This window comes from Pseudomonas sp. RSB 5.4 (assembly GCF_037126175.1).
Taxonomy (GTDB): domain Bacteria; phylum Pseudomonadota; class Gammaproteobacteria; order Pseudomonadales; family Pseudomonadaceae; genus Aquipseudomonas; species Aquipseudomonas fluorescens_H.
The window spans coordinates 4,548,102-4,570,022 of sequence record NZ_CP146986.1 but is presented as its reverse complement, the minus strand read 5'-3'; the positions used below and the strand labels follow the sequence as shown (position 1 = coordinate 4,570,022).

The 21,921-nt window shown below is 62.1% G+C and carries 18 protein-coding genes; 10 read left to right on the top strand and 8 right to left on the bottom strand.

The genetic code is table 11. The features are described 5' to 3' along the window. The first annotated feature begins 119 nt into the window (after window positions 1-119). The 5 genes from V9L13_RS20705 to V9L13_RS20685 all read left to right on the top strand — a co-directional run bounded on the left by V9L13_RS20705 (window position 120) and on the right by V9L13_RS20685 (window position 6,553). Window positions 120-896: a DeoR family transcriptional regulator gene (locus V9L13_RS20705; RefSeq protein WP_338800412.1), complete on the top strand. Its 777-nt coding sequence runs from the start codon at window positions 120-122 to the stop codon at window positions 894-896. A 2-nt stretch (window positions 897-898) separates the two neighbouring features. Then, window positions 899-2,731: a glutamine--fructose-6-phosphate transaminase (isomerizing) gene (gene glmS, locus V9L13_RS20700; protein WP_338800411.1), complete on the top strand. Its 1,833-nt coding sequence runs from the start codon at window positions 899-901 to the stop codon at window positions 2,729-2,731. Between the two features lie 75 nt (window positions 2,732-2,806). Beyond that, window positions 2,807-3,733 carry a LysR family transcriptional regulator gene (locus V9L13_RS20695; protein ID WP_103484006.1) on the top strand — a complete coding sequence of 309 codons (927 nt, stop codon included), beginning with the start codon at window positions 2,807-2,809 and terminating at the stop codon, window positions 3,731-3,733. 102 nt (window positions 3,734-3,835) lie between these two features. Continuing rightward, a complete protein-coding gene (locus V9L13_RS20690; protein ID WP_003229768.1) occupies window positions 3,836-4,462 on the top strand; it encodes a glutathione S-transferase in 627 nt (208 codons plus the stop codon). Window positions 4,463-4,522: 60 nt separating this feature from the next. Then, entirely contained in the window at window positions 4,523-6,553 is a 2,031-nt protein-coding gene (locus V9L13_RS20685) for a pyridoxamine 5'-phosphate oxidase family protein (protein WP_338800410.1), read from the top strand. A 141-nt stretch (window positions 6,554-6,694) separates the two neighbouring features. Here V9L13_RS20685 and V9L13_RS20680 read toward each other — a convergent pair whose 3' ends face one another. Genes V9L13_RS20680 through V9L13_RS20645 form a run of 8 tightly spaced genes read right to left on the bottom strand, consistent with a single transcriptional unit; the run spans window position 6,695 to window position 15,700 of the window. Beyond that, window positions 6,695-7,825 (bottom strand): glycosyltransferase family 4 protein, encoded by a 1,131-nt coding sequence (locus tag V9L13_RS20680; protein ID WP_338800409.1) that lies wholly within the window; start codon window positions 7,823-7,825, stop codon window positions 6,695-6,697. Then, window positions 7,826-8,956 carry a glycosyltransferase family 1 protein gene (locus V9L13_RS20675; RefSeq protein WP_338800408.1) on the bottom strand — a complete coding sequence of 377 codons (1,131 nt, stop codon included), beginning with the start codon at window positions 8,954-8,956 and terminating at the stop codon, window positions 7,826-7,828. Next, window positions 8,940-10,316, bottom strand: coding sequence for a glycosyltransferase family 1 protein (locus V9L13_RS20670; protein WP_338800407.1), 1,377 nt, complete (start codon window positions 10,314-10,316; stop codon window positions 8,940-8,942). Before V9L13_RS20670 ends, V9L13_RS20675 begins: the two co-directional genes overlap by 17 nt. Continuing rightward, entirely contained in the window at window positions 10,313-11,578 is a 1,266-nt protein-coding gene (locus tag V9L13_RS20665; protein ID WP_338800406.1) for an ABC transporter ATP-binding protein, read from the bottom strand. Before V9L13_RS20665 ends, V9L13_RS20670 begins: the two co-directional genes overlap by 4 nt. Next, entirely contained in the window at window positions 11,578-12,375 is a 798-nt protein-coding gene (locus tag V9L13_RS20660) for an ABC transporter permease (RefSeq protein WP_338800405.1), read from the bottom strand. The genes V9L13_RS20665 and V9L13_RS20660 overlap by 1 nt, the downstream gene beginning before the upstream one ends. Then, window positions 12,375-13,817 (bottom strand): mannose-1-phosphate guanylyltransferase/mannose-6-phosphate isomerase, encoded by a 1,443-nt coding sequence (locus V9L13_RS20655; protein ID WP_338800404.1) that lies wholly within the window; start codon window positions 13,815-13,817, stop codon window positions 12,375-12,377. Before V9L13_RS20655 ends, V9L13_RS20660 begins: the two co-directional genes overlap by 1 nt. A gap of 3 nt (window positions 13,818-13,820) precedes the next feature. Continuing rightward, the gene (gene gmd, locus V9L13_RS20650) at window positions 13,821-14,789 is read right to left on the bottom strand and encodes a GDP-mannose 4,6-dehydratase (protein ID WP_003229754.1); all 969 of its coding nucleotides are present in this window, start codon (window positions 14,787-14,789) and stop codon (window positions 13,821-13,823) included. After that, window positions 14,786-15,700 carry a GDP-mannose 4,6-dehydratase gene (locus tag V9L13_RS20645; protein ID WP_338800403.1) on the bottom strand — a complete coding sequence of 305 codons (915 nt, stop codon included), beginning with the start codon at window positions 15,698-15,700 and terminating at the stop codon, window positions 14,786-14,788. The genes gmd and V9L13_RS20645 overlap by 4 nt, the downstream gene beginning before the upstream one ends. 428 nt (window positions 15,701-16,128) lie before the next feature. Here V9L13_RS20645 and V9L13_RS20640 point away from each other — a divergent pair, with 428 nt between their 5' ends. From V9L13_RS20640 to V9L13_RS20620, 5 genes are read left to right on the top strand one after another with little or no spacing between them, the layout of a single operon-like run. Then, window positions 16,129-17,754, top strand: coding sequence for a glycosyltransferase (locus V9L13_RS20640; protein ID WP_338800402.1), 1,626 nt, complete (start codon window positions 16,129-16,131; stop codon window positions 17,752-17,754). Further along, window positions 17,748-19,052: a glycosyltransferase gene (locus tag V9L13_RS20635; RefSeq protein WP_338800401.1), complete on the top strand. Its 1,305-nt coding sequence runs from the start codon at window positions 17,748-17,750 to the stop codon at window positions 19,050-19,052. Before V9L13_RS20640 ends, V9L13_RS20635 begins: the two co-directional genes overlap by 7 nt. Next, entirely contained in the window at window positions 19,049-19,933 is an 885-nt protein-coding gene (locus V9L13_RS20630; RefSeq protein ID WP_338800400.1) for a class I SAM-dependent methyltransferase, read from the top strand. The genes V9L13_RS20635 and V9L13_RS20630 overlap by 4 nt, the downstream gene beginning before the upstream one ends. Next, a complete protein-coding gene (locus V9L13_RS20625) occupies window positions 19,930-21,084 on the top strand; it encodes an acyltransferase (protein ID WP_338800399.1) in 1,155 nt (384 codons plus the stop codon). The genes V9L13_RS20630 and V9L13_RS20625 overlap by 4 nt, the downstream gene beginning before the upstream one ends. Continuing rightward, the gene (locus tag V9L13_RS20620; protein ID WP_338800398.1) at window positions 21,078-21,905 is read left to right on the top strand and encodes a class I SAM-dependent methyltransferase; all 828 of its coding nucleotides are present in this window, start codon (window positions 21,078-21,080) and stop codon (window positions 21,903-21,905) included. Before V9L13_RS20625 ends, V9L13_RS20620 begins: the two co-directional genes overlap by 7 nt. Window positions 21,906-21,921: the final 16 nt, after the last annotated feature.

Sequence of the window (21,921 nt, the reverse complement as noted above, 5' to 3'; positions counted from 1 at the left end):
CAAGCCCGCTCCCACATTCGTCTGGGTCGATTCTAAAATTTTCGATCTGTCGCTTGACGATTTATGACCGATAGGTTTTGATTGCTTCCGTTATCTTTCGAATCGAAACTTAAGCCGCCATGTCGAAACGCAATACGCCCCAACGCCGGCACAACATCCTCGCCTTGCTCAATGAGCAGGGCGAAGTCAGTGTGGATGAACTGGCCAAGCGCTTCGAAACATCGGAGGTTACGATCCGCAAGGATCTGGCCGCGCTGGAAAGCCATGGACTGTTGCTGCGCCGTTACGGCGGGGCGATCACCATGCCGCAGGAACTGGTGGCAGAACCCGGCCAGAGCGTTTCGAAATACAAACAGGCAATTGCCCGCGCTGCCGTCAAACGCATTCGCGAGCACGCCCGCATCATCATCGACAGCGGCAGCACCACCGCCGCGATGATTCCCGAGCTTGGCCTGCAGCCGGGCCTGGTGGTCATGACCAACTCCCTGCACGTTGCCAACGCCTTGAGCGAACTCGAACACGAACCGGTGCTGCTGATGACCGGTGGTACCTGGGATCCGCATTCGGAATCCTTTCAGGGCCAGGTGGCCGAGCAAGTACTACGCTCTTACGACTTCGACCAATTGTTTATCGGCGCTGATGGCATCGATCTGGTGCGCGGAACCACCACGTTCAATGAACTGCTCGGTTTGAGCCGAGTGATGGCCGACGTGGCGCGGGAAGTGATCGTGATGGTCGAGGCCGACAAGATCGGCCGCAAGATTCCCAACCTGGAGCTGCCGTGGAGCAGCGTCCATACCCTCATTACCGATGATCGCCTGCCTGAAGATGCGCGCGATCAGATTCAGGCCCGCGGTATCACCGTGATTTGCGCGGCTGTCAGTCAGGAGAAATAAGCATGTGTGGAATTGTTGGCGCAGTTGCTGAACGTAATATCACCGCCATCCTGCTCGAAGGCCTCAAGCGCCTTGAATACCGCGGCTATGACAGCGCCGGCGTGGCGGTTTTCACCAACGATGAAAAGCTTGAGCGCATGCGTCGTCCGGGCAAGGTCAGCGAACTCGAAGCAGCGCTGGCCGCACAGCCGCTGGTTGGCCGTCTCGGTATCGCCCACACCCGTTGGGCCACCCACGGTGCACCGTGCGAGCGTAACGCGCACCCGCATTTTTCCGGCGATATCGCCGTGGTGCACAACGGCATCATCGAAAACCACGAAGCCCTGCGTGAGCAACTGAAAGCGCTGAGTTACGTGTTCACTTCGGACACCGACACCGAAGTCATCGCGCACCTGCTGAACCATAAACTCAAGGATCAGCCTGACCTGACCGTCGCGCTCAAAGCCACTGTCAAGGAACTGCACGGTGCTTACGGTCTGGCTGTGATCAACGCACAACAACCGGATCGCCTGGTTGCCGCGCGCAGTGGCAGCCCGTTGGTGATCGGTCTGGGTCTGGGCGAAAACTTCCTCGCCTCCGACCAATTGGCCCTGCGCCAGGTGACTGACCGCTTCATGTACCTGGAAGAAGGCGATATCGCCGAAATTCGCCGCGATAACGTGCAGATCTGGGACGTTGATGGCAAAACCGTCGAGCGCCAGACCGTGCAATACAGCGATGGCGCCGAAGCCGCCGACAAGGGCGAATTCCGTCACTACATGCTCAAGGAAATCCACGAACAGCCCGTCGTGGTGCAGCGTACCCTTGAAGGTCGCCTGAGCAACAATCAAGTGCTGGTGCAGGCGTTCGGTCCACAGGCTGCCGAACTGTTCGCCAAAGTGCGCAACGTGCAGATCGTCGCCTGCGGTACGAGCTATCACGCCGGCATGGTTGCGCGTTACTGGCTCGAAGAACTGGCCGGCATTCCGTGCCAGGTCGAAGTCGCCAGCGAATTCCGCTACCGCAAAGTGGTGGTGCAGCCGGACACCCTGTTCGTGACCATCTCCCAGTCCGGCGAAACCGCCGACACCCTGGCCGCGCTGCGCAATGCCAAGGAGTTGGGCTTCCTCGCCAGCCTGGCAATCTGCAACGTCGGCATCAGCTCGCTGGTGCGTGAGTCCGACCTGACTCTGCTGACCCAGGCCGGTCGAGAAATCGGCGTGGCCTCGACCAAAGCGTTCACCACGCAACTGGTCGGCCTGCTATTGCTGACCCTGTCTCTGGGTCAGGTGCGCGGAACCTTGGGCAAAGACGTCGAAGCCACGTTGGTGGAAGAGCTGCGTCGCTTGCCGACTCGTCTGGGCGAAGCGTTGGCAATGGACAGCACGGTGGAGAAAATCTCGGAGCTGTTCGCCGAGAAGAACCACACCCTGTTCCTCGGCCGTGGCGCACAATTCCCGGTGGCGATGGAGGGCGCCTTGAAGCTCAAGGAAATCTCCTACATCCACGCCGAAGCCTATCCGGCCGGTGAGCTGAAGCACGGCCCTCTGGCGCTTGTGGATAACGACATGCCGGTGGTCACGGTGGCGCCGAACAATGAACTGCTGGAGAAGCTCAAGTCCAACCTGCAGGAAGTCCGTGCCCGTGGCGGTGAACTGATCGTGTTCGCCGACGAGAAAGCCGGGATGACCAACGGCGAAGGCACCCACGTGGTGCAGATGCCGCACATCCACGACATCCTCTCGCCGATCCTCTACACCATCCCGCTGCAGTTGTTGTCGTACTACGTCGCCGTGCTCAAGGGCACCGACGTCGACCAGCCGCGCAACCTGGCCAAGTCGGTGACGGTGGAATAAGTTATCCACAGCTGACATTGACCCGCAAAAATCGCAGCTTCGGCTGCGATTTTTGTATCTGATTCGAGGACATCCATGGACCGCTTCCAGGAAATGCAGATCTTCGCCACGGTGGCCCAGGAGCAGGGCTTCTCGGCAGCGGCGCGACGTCTGGGTTTGTCCGCCGCCAGTGTCACCCGGGCGGTGGCGGCGCTGGAGCAGCGCATCGGTACGCAGTTGCTGATTCGTACCACGCGCAATGTGCACCTCAGCGAGGCCGGTCAGCGTTATCTGGAAGACTGTCGGAGAATTCTCGTCGAGGTGCAGGAAGCCGAGGATTCGGCGGCCGGCAGTCACGCCCAGCCCCGTGGGCAATTGACGGTGACCGCGCCGGTGTTGTTCGGCGAGTTGTTCGTCACACCACTGATGGCCGGTTATCTGACGCAGTACCCGGACGTTTCGATCAATGCGCTGTTGGTCGATCGGGTGGTGAGCATGGTCGAGGAGGGCATTGATGTCGCGGTGCGCATCGGTGAGTTGCCGGACAGCAATCAGCACGCGATCCGTGTCGGCGAGGTGCGGCGGGTGATCTGTGCTTCGCCGGCCTATCTGGCACAGCACGGTCGTCCCGAGCATCCGCAGGCGCTGGCCGGCGCGCCGGTGGTGGCGACTTCGTCCATCGGCCAGTTACGCAGCTGGCCGTTTGTGGACCAGGGCGAAGCGATCAGCGTGCGGCCCGAGCCGAGGCTGGTGGTCACCGCCAATCAGGCGGCGATTGCCGCGGCCTGCCTGGGGTTGGGGCTGACCCGGGTGTTGTCCTATCAAGTCGCCGGCAAGGTGGCGTCAGGTGAGCTGGAAATCGTCCTCGCCGACTTCGAACTGCCGCCGCTGCCGATCCACGTGGTGTATCAGGGCGGCCGCAAGGCGCCGGCGCGGGTGCGCAGTTTTGTCGACTATGCGGTGAAGGCTCTGCGTGAGCATCCGGCGCTGCAGAACGCGGCGTTATTTCATCCGGTGAAATAATCGATTGCGATTGCTGGTGATTCTATTGCTTTGAGGATGGGTGGAAGATGGCCTCCATCGGCGCTGCCATCCCGAACGGCGCCACCTCCAGCGGAGTCGACCATGCAAGCGATCAAACTCTACAACTTCCCGCGTTCCGGCCACGCCCATCGGGTGGAGCTGATGCTGTCCCTGCTGCAACTGCCGACTGAACTGATCCTGGTCGATCTGGCCAAGGGTGAGCACAAGCAGGCGCCATATCTGGCGATCAACAGTTTCGGCCAGGTGCCGGCGATCGACGATGGCGGCGTGGTGTTGGCCGATTCCAACGCGATTCTGGTGTATCTGGCGCTCAAGTACGGCAATGGCCGTTGGCTGCCCACCGATCCGCTGGGCGCTGCGCGGGTCCAGCGCTGGTTGTCGGTGGCGGCGGGGCCGATTGCCTTTGGCCCGGCGGCAGCACGCCTGGTCACGGTGTTCGGCGCGCAACTGAATGCCGAGGAACTGATTACACGCGCGCACAACCTGCTCAAGGTGATGGAACTGGAACTGGGCAAGACCCCGTACCTGGCCGGCAGCGAGCCGACCATCGCGGACGTATCCGCCTACAGCTACATCGCCCATGCGCCGGAAGGCAACGTGTCGCTGGACGACTACGCCAACGTGCGTGCCTGGCTGGCGCGTGTCGAAGCCTTGCCCGGTTTTGTCGGCATGCCGCGTACCGTCGCCGGTCTGCAGAAGACTGCCTGAGGGTTCGGCCCGATCTGATCAAGTTATCCACAGTGCGCCAGCGGCGCGGGGAGATGCGTGATGGAACGTTCACCGTGGCACGCTGGCGAGCAACAACTGCAGGCCCATGTCGGCGTTGCCGAACGCATGGAAACCTTCGGCCGCAAGGTGATTCGCGACTGGATGCCGGATCAACACCGCGCGTTCTATGCGCAATTACCGTTCATGCTGTACGGCGCGGTCGATGCCGAGGGGCGTCCATGGGCCAGCGTGCTCGAAGGCGCGCCGGGGTTTGCCGGTTCGCCCGATCCGCAGCACCTGCAATTGTCCAGCCTGCCGGCGGCCGATGATCCGGCGCAACTGCACGACGGCGCCGCCATCGGTTTGCTCGGCATCGAGCTGCACACCCGGCGGCGCAATCGTCTCAACGGTCGCGTCGGCAACCTCGACGCCAGCGGTTTCGCGGTGACGGTGGATCAGTCGTTCGGCAACTGTCCGCAATACATTCAACTGCGCCAGTTCCAGCGCGTGCCGCTGAGTGATCCGCAGACGCGGCCAGCGCAGCATGGCAATGGTCTTGATGACGCGGCCAGGGCCATGATCGAAGGCGCCGACACCTTCTTCGTCGCCAGTTACGTCGAGGTCGACGGGCAGCGTGCGGTGGATGTTTCCCATCGTGGCGGTCAGCCGGGTTTCGTCCGGGTCGAGGGGAACCGCCTGACCATCCCGGATTTTGCCGGCAATCTGCACTTCAATACCCTCGGTAATCTGTTGCTCAACCCCCGTGCGGGACTGCTGTTCATCGACTTTTCCACAGGTGATCTGCTGCACCTGAGCGGGCGTACCGAGATCATTCTGGAAGGGCCGCAGATCGAAGCCTTTCAAGGCGCTGAACGCCTGTGGACATTCGAGGTGGAGCAACGGGTGTGGCGTCCGGCGGCGCTGGCCTTGCGCTGGCGCTTCGATGGCATGTCGCCCACCAGCCTGTTGACCGGCACCTGGGCCCAGGCCGATGCACGCTTGCAGGCCAAGGCACTGGGTGACCGCTGGCGGCCGCTGCGGGTGACCCGCATCGAGCGCGAAAGCCAGCACATCCGCTCGATTTATCTGCAACCGGACGATGGCACGGGGATGCCGGTGTTTCAGGCCGGCCAGCATCTGCCGCTGCGCTTCAAGCTGGGTGATGAAACGCCTATCCGCACTTACAGCCTGTCGAGTGCGCCATCGGATGATTTCCTGCGTATCAGTGTGAAACGTGAGGGTTTGGTCTCAGGCCATTTGCATCAGCAGATCCGGGTCGGCGATATCCTCGAGGCGCGGGCGCCACAGGGGCACTTCACGGTGGCGCCGCTGGAGCAACGACCGCTGGTGTTGCTGGCAGCGGGGGTTGGTATCACGCCATTGCTGTCGATGCTGCGCGAGGTGATTTATCAAGGCCTGCGCACCCGCAGGATCCGGCCGACGTGGCTGCTGCAGAGTTCGCGCAGCCTGGCTGATCAACCGTTTCGTCAGGAACTCGATCGCTTGCTGGAATATGCTGGCGATGCAGTGCGGGTGGTGCGCTTGCTCAGTCAGCCGGAGGCCGATCTGCAGGAGGGCGAAGATTTCGATCTGCGCGGGCGCATCGATGCTGCGGTGCTGCGCGATCTGCTGGACGTCGAGGATTACGACCAGATCGATTTTGCGGTCTGTGGCCCCGGCGCTTTTACCCAAAGCGTCTACGACAGCCTGCGCGACCTCGATATTCGCGATGCGCGGATCCATGCCGAAACCTTCGGCCCTTCGACGCTCAAGCGCCAGCCGGACCCGGATGCCGTAGTCATCGAGCAGCCGCCGGCCGCCATCACTTCGGTACCGGTAGTGTTCGAGCGTTCGGCGAAGGAAGCGCGCTGGCAGCCGGACGGCGGCAGTCTGCTGGAGCTGGCGGAAAGCCGTGGCCTGCGCCCCGAGTTCAGTTGCCGTGGAGGTTCGTGCGGCACCTGCAAGACGCGGTTGGTCAGTGGCGCGGTGAATTATCCACAGCCCCCGGCAGACATGCCGGAAGCGGGGCAGGTGCTGATTTGCTGCGCGGTGCCGGCGCTGAGTGAACAGCCGCTGGTGCTGGATCTCTGACGGCTCATTTGAAATCACGACAACCCCCCTGTGGGAGCGGGCTTGCTCGCGAAGGCGTCAGGTCAGTCGACATGATTGTTTACTGAAAGACCGCCTTCGCGAGCAAGCCCGCTCCCACAGGGGATGTGTTTCAGCAACGGGTCAGGCGTAGGACAGGTCTTTCTCTTCCAGCAGCTCCTGATACAGTTCGGTCCACTTGCGGCCCATCTCGTCAGCGGTGAACAGCTGCCGGTAACGCGCCTCGGCCTTGATGCCCATGGCTGCCGCGCGCTCCGGGTTTTCCCACAAGGTGCGCATCGCCTCGCGAAACGCCAGTGGATTGCTCGGGGGAACCACCAGGCCGGTTTCATTGTGGATATTGATGTAGCTGGTGCCGGTACCGATTTCGCTGGAGATCATCGGTTTGCCGTACATCGCGCCTTCGAGCAGCGAAATGCCGAACGCTTCGGAGCGCAGGTGCGACGGGAACACGATGGCGTAGCTCAGTTGCAGCAGGGCGACCTTGTCTTCATCGCCCAGGCGTCCGAGGAAGTGGATATTGCGCAAACCCAGCGCAGCGGCCTGGGCGTGCAGCTCCAGTTCCAGCGGCCCGGCGCCGACGATTACCACCGGATAGTCCACGTCCCTCAAGGCATCGAGCAGGATGTGCAGCCCCTTGTAATAACGCATGACCCCGACGAACAGGAAAAACTTATCCCCAAGCTGCTGGCGCCAGCGATTCATACGTTCGCTGTCCGCCTGTGGATAACCGGCCTTGTTCAAGCCGTACGGAATCACCCGGGTCTTGTCCTGGAACTGCTGCAACACGTCGCTGGTGTGCAGGTAGTTCGGCGAGGCCGCGACAATCCGGTCGGCGCTGGCGAGGAAGCGGTTCATCAGCGGTCGGTAAAGTTTGAGCAGATGCTTCTGGCGGATGATGTCCGAGTGGTAGGTCACCACGCTCGGCTTGTTCATGCCGCTGGCGAAGTGCACCAGGTCCATGAACGGCCAAGGGAAGTGGTAGTTGACCACATCGGCTTCGGCGGCCAGCTCGCGAAACTGTTTGAACACGCTCCAGGAAAAACCGGTGGAGGCGAACTGGATGTCGAGTCTGGCGCGATGCACTTCATGTTGACCGAGTTGCACCACGGGCGGGGTCGGATCGGCGCTGAGGGTTAGCACCTGACCGTCGATGCCATGATGCGCGCCGCTTTCGCACAGCTGGAAGATCACCTGTTCGATGCCGCCGACCGAATCTGGCAGGTACGTCTTGAAGAAATGAAGAACTCGCATTCAGCCTCCCATGGCCTGGCGGTAGGCACCGGCGGTGGCCTGTGCACAACGTTCCCAGGAAAAAAGCCGCGTCCGGTGCAATCCGGCTTCTCGGCAGGCCTGCCAATGCGCTTGATCGTCGATCATGCGGTGCAGCGCATCGCGCAAGCCGTGTGCATCGTCAGGTTCAATGTAGTTGCCTGCCGGGCCGGCGACTTCCGGCATGGCTGAAGAACGGGTGAGGATCACCGGGGTACCACTGGCCATGGCTTCCAGTACCGGCAGACCGAAGCCTTCATACAGCGACGGAAACACCAGCGCCCGGGCGCCCGCCAGCAGTTGCGCGACCTGTTCATCTGGCAGATAGCCGAGCAGGCAAACGTGCCCTGAGGCCAGGGCCTGGCGCAGTTCGTCGCTGAACTGGGCCTGTTGCCAACCGGCCATGCCGACGATCAGCAGCGGAAAACGCTGGCGCACGGCCTCCGGTAGCAGGGCGTGGGCACGCAGGGCCAGGCTCAGGTTCTTGCGCGGTTCCAGGGTGCCGACACACAAAAAATATTCTCGCGCGGCAACGGCATGCGCTTTGAGCACTGCTTCGATGGCGTGTGGTTCCCGTGGGTGGAAGCGCTCGGCCACACCCAGTGGCGCCACCACGAAACGCTCGGCCGGCAGGCCGAAGTAGGCTTGGGCCTCGTCGGCGATCGCCTGTGAGTCGGTCACGATCCGTTGCGCCTGTTGCACGCCAGCAGCCAGGCGCCGTTCGATTTCCTTGAGGCGCGCCGCCGGTTGGGAATCAGGAAAGTGCAGATGGGTCAGGTCGTGCAGGGTGATCACGGTCGGGCCGTCGAAGGCCAGCGGCCACAGGCTCGGTTCGTGATACAGATCGATGCCTTGCTCCCGGCCTTGATCGAAACGCTTCTGCTCCAGCCAGCGCCGCGCCTGATAGGCCCCGGGGATCTGCCGCAGCAGCGGCGTCAGGCGCGAATAGCCGGGCATGGCCGCTTCCGGCAGCGCCGAACTCCAGCCCCAGCCGTGGAACAACGCCACTTCGACATCGGTGGTGCTGCGCAAGGCGCGAACCAGTTCGGCGACGTAATGGCCGATGCCGGTGCGTGGCGCCTGAAGAATCCGCGCGTTAAGAGCAATGCGCATGCTGGCCCTCGGGCGTGGGCAGTGGATGGTTCAGGTTGCGCTCGATGCGCTGCACCAGTTGCGCGCTTGCTTCGCGCCAGTTCAGCCAGCGCCAGTGGTCGAGGCTCATGGGCGCGGGAAACTCCCCCGAGCGCTCCATCCCGAGCACCAGGTCGGTAAGGCTCTGCGGGTCGTGCAGATCGAAATACGCCATGAAATCGCCGCCGATTTCGCGGAACACCGGGATGTCGCTGGCCATCGCCGGCAGCCCGCGTTGCATGGCTTCCACCAAGGGCAGGCCAAACCCTTCGACATGCGACGGGAACACCAGCGCCGTGGCATGGGAGTAGGCGTGCTCAAGGCTTTTGTCCGACAGCGAGTTGAACATGAACAGCCGGCGGTTCAGTTGTGGATGCTGGCGGATCCGTTCGATCAGCGCTTCGCACTTCCAGCCGATTTTCCCGGCAATGCACAAGCGCGCCGCGGAGCCGGCAGCCCAAGCCTGTTCGAAGGCATCGAGCAGGTAGGCGTGGTTCTTGCGCGGCTCGATGGTGCTGACCATCAGGAACACCGGCTCCGGGGTCTTGAACAGGTTCAACAGGTTGCGATCGACCTCTGCTGCGGCGTCGGTCAGGTCCAGTTCGGAACCGAGGTGGAAATAATCGAACCAGCGCTGCTGCACCTGTTGCGTGCCAATCCGGCGCAACATCTCCTGGCGCACCTGATCGCGGATGGTGGTCGAGATCGCGACATAGCCGTCAGCCGTGCGCGCGATCCAGTCGAACCAGTCGTTGAACACCTTGACCAGACCCGCGTCGCAAAACTGTGGGTGGGTCAGCGGGATCAGGTCATAGATCACCGAAACGATACCGACGCCATCGCGTTTGAGTTGTTCGGCCAAGGGGAAGAAGTTGGCGTGCCAGGACGAGTCGAGCAACACCAGTTGGTCGCCGGCCCGATGTTGCAACGGCACGCAGCGTTCGGGAACGGGCTTGCCCTTGAGCAGGCGCCCGAGCACGCGCATCGGCAGGCTGAAACAGGCGAACGCCGTGAGTCGGCAGAGTACGTACAACACTCGCCGGGTGAAATGTGACCGGCTGAAAGGCCAGCGTCGTTCCAGAGCGCGATGGCGCAGCCAGAAACCGTTGGCCCACTGTTCCAGCTTTACCCGCAGGCTGGTCAGATTGATTTTCGGGGTTTTGATCGGCGCCAGGCTTTTCACCTGATACAGGGCACCGTCGAGCATTACCACCGGGATGCATTCACGCTCGCCGTTGGCCTCGGGCAACTGTTGAATGACGTTGCGCACCACCCGTTGAATGCCCGAGTTGGCGGACGGGTGTTCGAAAACGTAGGTGCACTCCACCAACAGTCGTGTCATTGCGAGATTTCCCTATCAGGCAGTTGCTCGGTGTTTTCACTGGAGCGGCTGATCTCGGTTCGGGCCTGTAGCCACGAGCAGCCGACGAAGTCTTCCTGACGATTGTTGATGACGTGGAACACCAGGCCGTAATCGCGCCATTCGAAGTTGCGATCCAGATGCGAGTCCAGGCGCGACAGGCTCAGCGCCACCGAATAGCTGCCCTTGCCCAGGCGCATGTCAAAGGCGAAGCGGAAGGTCACCTGTTCACCGGCGCTCAGGTCGCTGATCGCCTGATCCTGACGGTGGGTATTGATGCCGTAGATTGCCTGGCCGAAGCGGTCCTTGATCAGAAAGCCCAGCACCAGCCGTTCGATGTCCTCGCGCACTGCGGTCTGCACTTCCAGCACCACCGGTTGGCCGACTTCCGCCACTTCCAGACTGCGCCCTTGAGCGTCGAGCAGGCGTACGCTGACAATCCCCGCCTCACCGGTACCGGAAATGGTTTGTACCTGGCCGTTGGCGAGCATTTCCTGGCGCACGATCTGGCCTTCGCGCTGGGCAAGCATGGCGTTGTAGTAGTCCATGACCTCTTCGGGTTTGCCGCGCATGGCCAGGCGGCCGTTTTCCAGCAGGATCGCGGTATCGCAGATCGACTGAATCGCCGAGCGGTCGTGGGACACTATCAGCAGCGTGGTACCGGCCTTGCGGAAGTTGCGAATGCGCTCGAAGCTTTTGTGCTGGAAGTAGGCGTCACCCACCGACAGCGCTTCATCGACGATCAGGATGTCCGGACGCCGGGCGGTGGCGACGCTGAAGGCCAGGCGCATCTGCATGCCGCTGGAGTAGGTACGCACCGGGTGATCGATGGCTTCGCCGATTTCGGCAAAGCTCTCGATTTGCGGCATCAGCGCTTCGATCTCTTCGACCTGCATGCCCAGCAACTGGCCGGCCATGAACGCGTTCTGGCGGCCAGTGAAATCCGGGTGGAAGCCCATGCCCAGCTCCAGCAGGGCGGCGACGCGGCCTTGCAGTTGAATCTGCCCGCAACTGGGTTGCGTGGTGCCGGTGATCATCTTCAGCAGCGTGCTTTTGCCCGCGCCGTTGACCCCGACGATGCCGACCGCTTCGCCGGGCTGAATCACGAAATCGATGTCCTGCAGGACCCAGTGCAAGTGGTGCCGGGTGCCGGAAAACGGCACCAGCCACTCGAACAGCCGGCTCCAGCGATTGGGGTATTGTTTGTAGGCCTTGCCCAGGCCACTGACGTGTATATGCCCCATCAGAGTTCATCCACCATTTCGCCGACACGTTGCCGGAACAGGCGCAGGGCCATGGCGCAGAACAGCAGGCCGATGATCAGCAACGGCAGCAGCGACGGCCAGTCAGGCCACTGGTTGTAGAGGAACACGTTCTGGTAACTGGTCATCAGTGCCGTCATCGGGTTGAGGCTGATCAGGTGCTGGATGCCCGGCGGCAGGATCGACAGCGGGTAAACGATCGGTGTCAACCAGAACCAGAACTGCAGGCAGATGCCGAACATTTGCCCGACATCGCGGAAGAATACGTTGAGAATGCCGAGGATCATCCCCAGCCCTGCGGCGAAGATCACCTGCACCAGCAACAGCGGAATCAGCGCCAGCAAGGCCATGCCGGGCAGACGCCCGCTGATCAGTAGAAAGCCGAAGAACAGCGCCAGGATGATCGCGAAGTTGATCCCGGCGTTGAGCAGTGCAATCACCGGCAGGCAGATGCGCGGGAAGCTGATTTTCTTCAGCAGATTGGCATTTTCCAGAAACATGCTCTGGCTGCGCGAGGTGATTTCCGCGAACAGTCCCCAGGTCAGCAGGCCGGCGCACAGGTACACGCTGTAAGCCAGGCCGTCATCCACCCCCGGCAGGCGCGCGCGCATGATCTGGGAAAAGATCACCGTGTACACGACGATCATCGACAACGGGTTGAGCACGGTCCACAGCGCGCCGAACAGCGAATTGCGATAACGCGCCTGAAACTCCCGCTTGACGCTGCCGAGAATGAATCCGCGGTAGCTGCGCAGCGAGCGGTACAGGGAAAGCAGCATCAAACCGTCCTGCCGTATTGGTCTTCGAAACGCACGATATCGTCTTCACCGAGGTATTCGCCGCTTTGCACTTCGATGATCACCAGGTCGATCACGCCGGGGTTTTCCAGGCGATGGCGGTGTCCGGCGGCGATGAACGTCGATTCGTTCTTGGCCACCAGATGGGTGCCCGTGCCGTTGTTGGTGACCTTGGCCATGCCTTCGACCACGACCCAGTGTTCGTTGCGGTGATGGTGCATTTGCAGCGACAGCTTGCCGCCGGGCTTGACCACGATGCGCTTGATCTTGAAGCGCGGGCCTTCCTCGAGCACGGTGTAGGTGCCCCACGGACGGCTGACCGTGCGATGCAGGCGGTAGGCTTCGTGGGATTTGTCCTTGAGCTGTTTGGCAACGCGTCGCACATCCTGGGCACGGTCGGCGTGGGCCACCAGCACCGCGTCGGCGGTGTCGACGATGATCAGGTTATCCACACCCACGGCGGCCACCAGTCGGCCTTCGCTCTGCACGAAGTTGTTGTGGCTGTCGATGAACACCGCTTCGCCGCTGGCGCGATTGTTGTCGGCATCGGCCGGCACCAGCGCCGCCACGGCGCCCCAGGAGCCGATGTCGCTCCAGTCGAAACCGGCGGGCACCACCACGACTTTTTCCGAGTGCTCCATTAAGGCGTAGTCGATGGAGATGTCGGTGATTTCGGCGAACAACGCCGGTGACAGTTCCTGTTGCAGGCAGCCGACGGTTTCCACCGCGGCACTGGCCTCCATGCAGGCGCGGGTCTGTTCCAGCAGCACTGGCGCGTGCAATTGCAGTTCGTGGATCAGGGTCGCGGTGGTGAAACAGAACATGCCCGAGTTCCACAGGAAGTTGCCGCTTTCCAGATAATGCGTGGCGGTCTGCAGGTCGGGTTTTTCCACGAAACGCTGCACTTTCGCCGCACCTCTGGCGTCCAGCGGCGCGCCGGTCTCGATGTAGCCGAAGCCGGTTTCCGGGGCAGTCGGCAGCACGCCGAAGGTCACCAGATAACCGTCCTTCGCCAGGTTGACCGCGTGTTCGACGGCGCTCTTGAGGGCTTGCTGATTAACGATCAAATGGTCGGCGGGCATCACCACCATGATCGCGTCGTCACCGTGCAGCGCCTGCAGCGACAGAGCTGCGGCGGCAATCGCCGGGGCGGTGTTGCGCCCGGTCGGCTCCAGCAGGAAGTGCCCGCGATGGCGCGACACGTGGGCGGCGCAATAGTGATCCTTGCTCTGGAAGTAGTACTCGCGGTTGGTCACCGTGACGATGTCGCCCCAGCCGTCGAGCAATGCTGCCGCCCGCTGGTAGGTCTTGCCCAGCAGCGACTGGCCGTCGGGCAGGGTCATGAACGGCTTGGGATGGCCCTCGCGGGACACCGGCCACAAACGAGTACCGGCACCGCCGGACAGAATCACGGGGATCAGCATGACCTACTCCTTGGCGACGCGTTTCATGTCCGCATCCATCATCATGCGGATCAGGGTGTCCAGATCGGTTTTCGGCTTCCAGCCCAATACCCGCTGAGCCTTGGCCGGGTTGCCGAGCAGCACTTCGACTTCGGCCGGGCGAAAGAACGCCGGGTCGATCTTCACGTAGTCGCGGTAGTTCAGGCCAACGTGATCGAAAGCGATGCGGCACATCTCGCGCACGGTGGTGGTGACGCCAGTGGCGACCACGAAGTCGTCAGGCTTGTCTTGCTGCAGCATCAGCCACATGGCTTCGACGTAGTCGCCGGCAAAGCCCCAGTCGCGCTTGGCGTCGATGTTGCCCAGGGCCAGTTCCTGCTGCTTGCCCTGCTTGATGCGGGCCGCAGCGTCGGTGACCTTGCGGGTGACGAACTCGATGCCGCGCAGGGGGGATTCATGGTTGAACAGGATGCCGCTGCTGGCGTGCAGGTCGAAACTTTCGCGGTAGTTGACGGTGATCCAGTGACCATAGAGCTTGGCCACGCCGTAGGGGCTGCGCGGGTAGAACGGGGTGTTCTCGTCCTGTTGCTCGGCCTGGATCAGGCCGAACATTTCGCTGGTGGAGGCCTGATAGAAACGCGTGTGCGGGCTGAACTGGCGGATCGCTTCGAGCAGGTGAGTCACGCCCAGGCCATCGACGATGCCGGTGGTCACCGGCTGATTCCAGGAAGCGGCGACGAAGCTTTGCGCGGCAAGGTTGTAGACCTCGTCCGGGGCTGACTTGATGACTGCGCGCTGCACCGAGCAGGCGTCAGCCATGTCGCCATCGAGGTACTCGATGTCGGCTTCGACGCCCATCTCGCGCAGGCGCCAGCGCGAATCGCTGCTGCGCCGGGCAACCAGGCCGTGAACCTTGTAACCCTTGTCGAGCAACAGTCTGGCCAGATATGCACCGTCCTGTCCGGTGATCCCTGTGATCAATGCACTTTTCATTCTTGTTCTACTCGCTGCTCCCAGTCGGACAGGATCGCCCGCAGGGATTGTTGTGTTGTGATTTCAGGCGTCCATCCTGTGGTTTGGGTCAGTCGTGCGTGACTGCCGCAAACGCGACGCTGATCGGCACGACGCATGCGTGCCGGATCCTGAACCAGTTGCACCTGGACCTGCGCCAGATCGCTCAGCTGTTCGATCAGACTGCGGATGCTCTGCTCGCGGCCCGAGCAGATGTTGTACACCTGCCCCGGCGTGCCTTTTTCCAGCAGTGCGAAATACGCCGAGATCACATCGCCGACATCGAGGAAGTCCCGCGTGACGTCAATGTCGCCGACCTCCAGTTGCGGGGCTTGCAGGCCCTGTTTGATGCGGTTGATCTGGCGCGCAGCGCTGGCGATGACAAAGCTGTCTTTCTGCCCGCTGCCGATGTGGTTGAACGGCCGCGCCACCAGCACTGACCAGCCTTCGCTCAGGCCCCATTGCAGGCAGAGAAACTCCGCCGACAGCTTGCTCACCGCGTACGGATTGCGCGGGCAGGGCGGTTGCAGTTCGGTGATGGGCAGGGCGCTTTCGGCAACCTGACCATAGACGTCGCCGGAGCTGACATACAGGAAAGTCCCCTGAAATCCGCGGGCCTTGAGCGCCTGCAACAGATTGAGGGTGCCGAGCAGATTGATTTCGAGGGTGCGGGCGGGATCGCGGAAGGCTTCGGGAACGAAGGTCTGGCCGGCCAGATGAATAACCGCGTCGGGCAATTGTGGCCACAGGTCGACGAGGCTGGCAGCTGCCGTGAGATCGTAAGGTGCAGCGGCAGGCAGCAGTTCCCATGTCGAGTCAGGCTGAGCCAGACGCGACTGGAGATGGTGTCCCACGAATCCACTGAGGCCCGTGATGAACAGACGCTTTTTCAAACAGCGACCCCTTGGTCTTTAACTTTCGCCACTTTCCCACAGGCTTTAAGGAGAAGTCTGTCAGGCCGGATGAAAAGACCGACATGACACCAGGCGAAGTCGTTGTTGTAGTTGTTTGTTACCAATCTGTGCCAATTGCTCGGCAATTTCAACAGCGCAAACCGTGACCGGTCAGTTCTCGTCAGCGTAGCCTGATTTATTCTCGTCAGGCGGTTCCCGGACTCGCGACGGATGTGTTTAGAATGGCCCTCGTCGCTATCTCTCCAGGTTCGCCGGGGTTGTTGCGCAACAGGGTGAAACCAGCCACTAAAAACAAGAACGAAGACGAGCTCCAGGACGAAGGACGAGCAGCGGTAATCCCGACTCGCTCCAGCGCTTGGCCGTCATAGCGTGAAACTGCCGGGATGGTGGTTTCACCGTGGGATGCCATGAATTTCATTCTTTACTCGGACGTCAACGACCGCTCCATCAGCCAGAGTCTGGGACGTCCGGAATACAGCTATTACTTCGTGCTCAAGGCTTACCGTCCTGTGCTGGAAAGCCTTGGGCAAGTGCACGTGGTGGCGTCGGCGGCGGAAGTCGACCCGCTGTACCGGCAGTTGCAACTGGCCGGTCAGGATTGTCTCTTCCTTTCGTTCGCTCCGCCGCATAAAACCCCGACCGAGCTGCAATGCCCGGTGGTCTGCGTGATTGCGTGGGAGTACGACTCGATCCCGGTCGCCTCTCGCGAAGAAGACGCTCACCATGACTGGAGCCGGATCCTCGCGCGCCACGGTCGGGCGATCACCTTGTCCAGTCACACGGCACAGGCGATTCGCCGGACCATGGGCGAAGATTTCCCAGTGCTGGTGTTGCCGACACCTTTGTGGGAAGGCTTCGCCGGGGTGCGCCGCAAGTTCCCGCCTGCTGCGGTGAACCCGGGCGCGGTGTTGCAGATCAAGGGCTGCATTATCGATAGTCGCACGCTCGGCTTGTCTGCCGACGGGTTGATTGCACCCACGCCCAACGAGCAGGCTGTGGAGGCCTGCGAGCCGGTCGACGTCGCTGCGCTGTCCGAACCTGTCCCACCACCACCGGAACTGACCCTGCGCCGGCGCGCGTTCATCACCAAGCATTACTTGCGCGAAGGTTGGCGAGCGACAGCGGCCTCCAACGAACAACCACTGCTGTTTCTGCTCAAGCACAATCTGCTGCTGTGGTACCGCGAAGCCGTGCGCGATTTGCTGCCGATCGCTCTGCGCCGCCAGCTCTTCCGGTTGCGTACGGCAGCCCCCGAACCATTGCCGCCGACGGTCAGTGTCGAAGCACCGAGGGTGGCCGAGCATCCGCAGGCCTGCCTGCCGGACACCAGCGCCACACTGCAGACCGAGGTCAGCGGCGTGGTGTATGTGAGCGTGTTCAACCCCGAAGACGGGCGCAAGAACTGGCATCACCTGATCACCGCTTTCTGCTGGGCCATGCGCGACGTCGAAGATGCCACGCTGGTGCTGAAGATGACGCAGAACGATCTGGCGACCTATTACGTGCACCTGATCACCTTGTTGTCGCAGCTGTCACCGTTCTCATGCCGGGTGGTGGTCATGCACGGCTATCTGGAGGACGAAGAGTTCGCCAGGCTTTACGGTGCGGCCAGTTTCTACGTCAACGCGTCCCGTTGCGAAGGTCTGTGCCTGCCACTGATGGAGTTCATGTCCTGCGCGCGTCCGGTGATTGCGCCGGACCATACGGCGATGCACGACTACATCGACGAGCGTGTCGGTTTCATCGTCAAGTCGAGCCATGAGCCGACCATCTGGCCGGATGACGTGCGGATCCTCTATCGCACCCTGCGCCATCGCCCGGATTGGGGCTCGTTGAAAAAGGCCTACGAGGACAGCTACGCCATGGCCAAGAACGATCCACAGGCCTATCAGGCCATGGCTCATGCTGCCAATGAGCGCATGCGCGAGTACTGCAGTTTTGCTCCGGTACAGCAGCGTCTGGCGCAGTTTTTTCAACTGACGCCGAGTGCAAGCCCACAGTTGATCGCCGAGGCGGGGGCTGCATCATGCTGATCATCATTCATTCCGAAACCAACAAGAGCAACATCCAGCAGAACCTCGGCCGGCCCGAATACAGTTACTACTTTGTCCTCAAGGAATTCCGCCCGGTGCTGGAGCGCCTGGGGCAAGTGATTGAAGTGAGCAACCCTGACGAGCTGGTCGATCGCCTGTACTTCGATTGCCTGAGCCGTGGCGAGGCGTGCGTGTTTCTGTCGTTCTCGCCGCCGCATCGCACGCCGATTCATTACGCCTGCCCGACCATCCCGGTATTTGCCTGGGAGTTCAGCACCATCCCCACCGAGAGCTGGCTCGGCGAGCCGCGTCACGACTGGCGCGTGGTGTTGAACGCCTGCGGTATGGCGATCACCCATTCGAGCTTCACGGTGAATGCGGTCTGTGAGGTGATGGGCGCGGATTACCCGATCTGCGCGATTCCCGCTCCAGTGTGGGATCGCTTCGCCGCACGCGGTGCGCAGTTGCGCAAGCAGCCAGTGGTTGAAGCGGTACAGTTGAAGCTGCGCGGGCTGCTGCTCGACAGTCGCACCGTCGACCTGCGGGCGTACGGTCCGCCTGGGTTGTGCGAAGGCACGCCGCTGTCGTTTGCCGGCCCGCCGCAGGACTGCCAGTTGCAGCTGGACGGCGTGGTCTATACCTCGGTGTTCAACCCGTACGATGGACGCAAGAACTGGCAGGACATGATCAGTGCCTTCTGCACCACGTTCCGTGAGGTCGCCGATGCCACGCTGGTGCTCAAGCTCACGCACCATGACATCGCCAATGCCCTGAGCGACATGCTGCATCACCTGTACAAGAACCAGTCCTACCAGTGCCGGATCGTGCTGATCCACGGGTATCTGGCGGACGCCGATTATGAGGCGCTGGTGCAGGCCACCAGCTACGTGGTCAACAGCTCCTATGGCGAAGGGCAGTGCCTGCCGCTGATGGAGTTCATGTCCTGCGGCAAACCGGCGATTGCGCCGCTGAACACGGCGATGGCCGACTATGTCGACAGCGACAATGCATTTATCGTTGCTTCCACCGAGGAACTGACGGCCTGGCCCCACGACCCACGGGCGGCCTACCGTACCCTGCGCTACATGACCGATTGGGACTCGCTGTGCGCGGCGTATCGCGACAGTTACGCGGTGGCGCAAAACGATGTCGAACGCTATGCGCGGATGTCTGAACATGCCGTGCACAACCTGCAGAAATTCTGCAGTCAGGCGAGCGCTGAAGAGCGTCTACGGACGTTTTTTGCCCAGCGTGCGCAAGCCATCAAAGCGTTGCCCGTGGAAGCCGCGAGCGCATGATCCGGCGCCTGCTTGCACGCTTGCGCCCGGTATCCGTGCCTGTTGCACCTGAGCCGCCCGGTCAGGTTTCGCCACGGGACGTGGGGTTGCATGATGCGATTCTCGATGGCTGGTTTTTGCCCGACAGTGGTGAATTGCTCAAGGGCTTCGCGATCACCGCTGACGACACCTTGCTCGACGTCGGTTGCGGCGAAGGCGTGGCGACGTTGTTTGCCGTGCGCCAGGGTGCGTCGGTGATTTTCACCGACAGCGAACATGCCAAGGTCCGCGATCTGGCCCGGCAGGTTGAGGCGCAGAGCAACCAACCGAACCTGGGGCTGGTCAGCAACAGCCTGCCACTGCCGCTGGCCGCCGGTTGCGCGAGCAAAGTGGTGTGCATGGAAGTGCTGGAGCACATCGACCAGCCCGAACCGTTCATGACCGAGCTGGTGCGCATGGGCCGCCCGGGCGCGCAGTACCTGCTGAGTGTTCCGGCGCCGGTGGGCGAGCATCTGCAACAGGGCATCGCCCCGGCCAGTTATTACCAGACGCCCAATCATGTGCAGATTTTCACTGAGCAGCGCTTTGCCGAACTGGTGGAGAACGCCGGGCTGGTGATCGAGCATCGACAGGCCAGCGGGTTCTTCTGGGTGATGGGCATGATTTTCTTCTGGGCCAGCGAACGCGCCGCCGGCCGTGACCTCGGTGGCGCGGTACGCGACCGGATTCAGGCGCCGTATCCGCCGCTGATGGAGAGCTGGGCGCGCACCTGGCAAGACCTGCTGGCGCAGCCCGACGGTTTGGCCATCAAGCAGATGCTCGACCGCTTCATGCCCAAGAGCCAGGTGATCATTGCCCGCAAACCGCTGGCTGGCGACAACCGTACCGGGAGTCAGCCATGAGCGCCAGGCGGATCATGGACATCGAGGTGCTGCGCGCCGTCGCCGTGCTCGGGGTGTTGTTCCATCACTTGCAGGGCAGTCTGTTCACCGACACGGTACCGCTGCTGGAAAAAATCCACGCCTGGGCGCAACCGTGGTGGGGCGTCGATCTGTTTTTCGCGATCTCCGGCTTTGTCATCGCGCGCAGCCTGATCCCCGCGCTGCAAGGCTGCACGACGCGTCAGGAGTACTGGCAGCAGACGCGCAATTTCTGGCTGCGGCGGGTGTTTCGCCTGTTGCCGTCGGCCTGGTTGTGGCTGGCGCTGATTCTCCTCGCGTGTGTGTTTCTCAACCGCTCCGGTGCCTTTGGCAGCTTGCACGCCAACCTGCAGGCGACGCTGGCGGGGGTGTTGCAGTACGCCAATTTCCGTTTTGCCGACAGCTTCTTTCATTACGAATACGGCAGCAGTTTCGTCTACTGGAGCCTGGCGCTGGAGGAGCAGTTTTACCTGCTGTTCCCGCTGCTGATTATGGTGTGCCGCAAGCATCTGGTCTGGGCCTTGCTGGCGCTGGTCGCGGTGCAGCTGTTCACCCTGCGCACACCGTTGCTGATGGTGGTACGCACTGATGCCTTGGCGCTCGGCGTGCTGCTGGCGCTGTGGAGTGCGCAACCTTCTTACCAGCGCTGGCAGCCGACGTTTCTGCGGCGGCCTTGGACCGGGGTATCAGTGCTGATCGGCGTGGCACTGCTGATGAGTTTCATGGCCACCGACCGTTTCACCTTCGCGCCTTACCGCATCGGCTCGATTGCCGTGCTCGGTGCGCTGCTGGTGTGGATCGCCTCGTACAACCGCGATTACCTGCTGCCGGCAGGCCACCTGCAACGGCTGATGGCGTGGATCGGCAGTCGTTCCTACGGCATTTACCTGATTCACATCCCGGCCTACCTGCTGGTGCGTGAACTGACCTTCCGCTTGCAGGCTGCCGGTTTGCCGAGTCCGGCCGGGCACCCGATTCCCACTTTGCTGATCGCCTGCGGCTTGATCGTGCTGCTCAGCGAGCTGAACTACCGCTTCATCGAAATGCCGATGCGCAATCGCGGTGCCGCTCTGGTGCGGCGCCTCGATACGTCCCGACCCGCCGTTTCAACCCCCGGAGCCACCTCATGCTGAGCCTCTTGAAAAAACTCACGGCGGCGACGCCTGCACCGGCCCCCGCGCAACCTGCCGCCCCGGTGGCGGACAAGGTCGATCCGTACATGCTCGGCCTCTACGACGCCAAGCTCAGCGGCTGGTTCAATCAGGAGACCGGTGAGCTGTTCAAGGGTTTTCCGGTGACCGCCGATGACACCTTGCTCGATGTCGGCTGTGGTGACGGCGGCAACGTGCACTTTTGCGGCATGCGCGGGGCGAAGATCATCATTGCCGACATCGATGGCGCCAAGGTCGAGGCCACCCGCCAGCGCTTGAGCGATACCCCGGCGCGCAGCGTCGAGTGCCACATCACCGACTGCAATCCGTTGCCGATTGCCGACGGCACCGCCACCCGGGTGGTGTCCACCGAAGTCATCGAGCACGTCGACGACCCGGCGCAGTTTCTCGCCGAACTGGTGCGGGTCGGCCAGTCCGGTGCGCTGTACCTGTTGAGCGTGCCGCACCCAAGCTCTGAAGATCTGCAGAAGGACATTGCGGCGCCGGAGTATTTCCAGAAGCCCAACCACATTCGCATCATCAGTGAAGCGCAGTTCAAGACGATGGTCAGCGACGCCGGGCTGGAGATCATCAGCCACAGCCAGTACGGGTTTTACTGGTCGATGTGGATGCTGCTGTTCTGGGAGGCCAAGGTCGATTTCAGTAACCCGGATCACCCGTTGCTCGAGCATTGGGCCAACACCTGGCAAACCGTGCTCGACTCGCCACGCGGCGCGCAGATCAAGCAGGCGCTGGATGCGGTGGTGGCGAAAAGTCAGGTGATCATTGCCCGCAAGCCTTGAGCGGTTTGTGTAACCT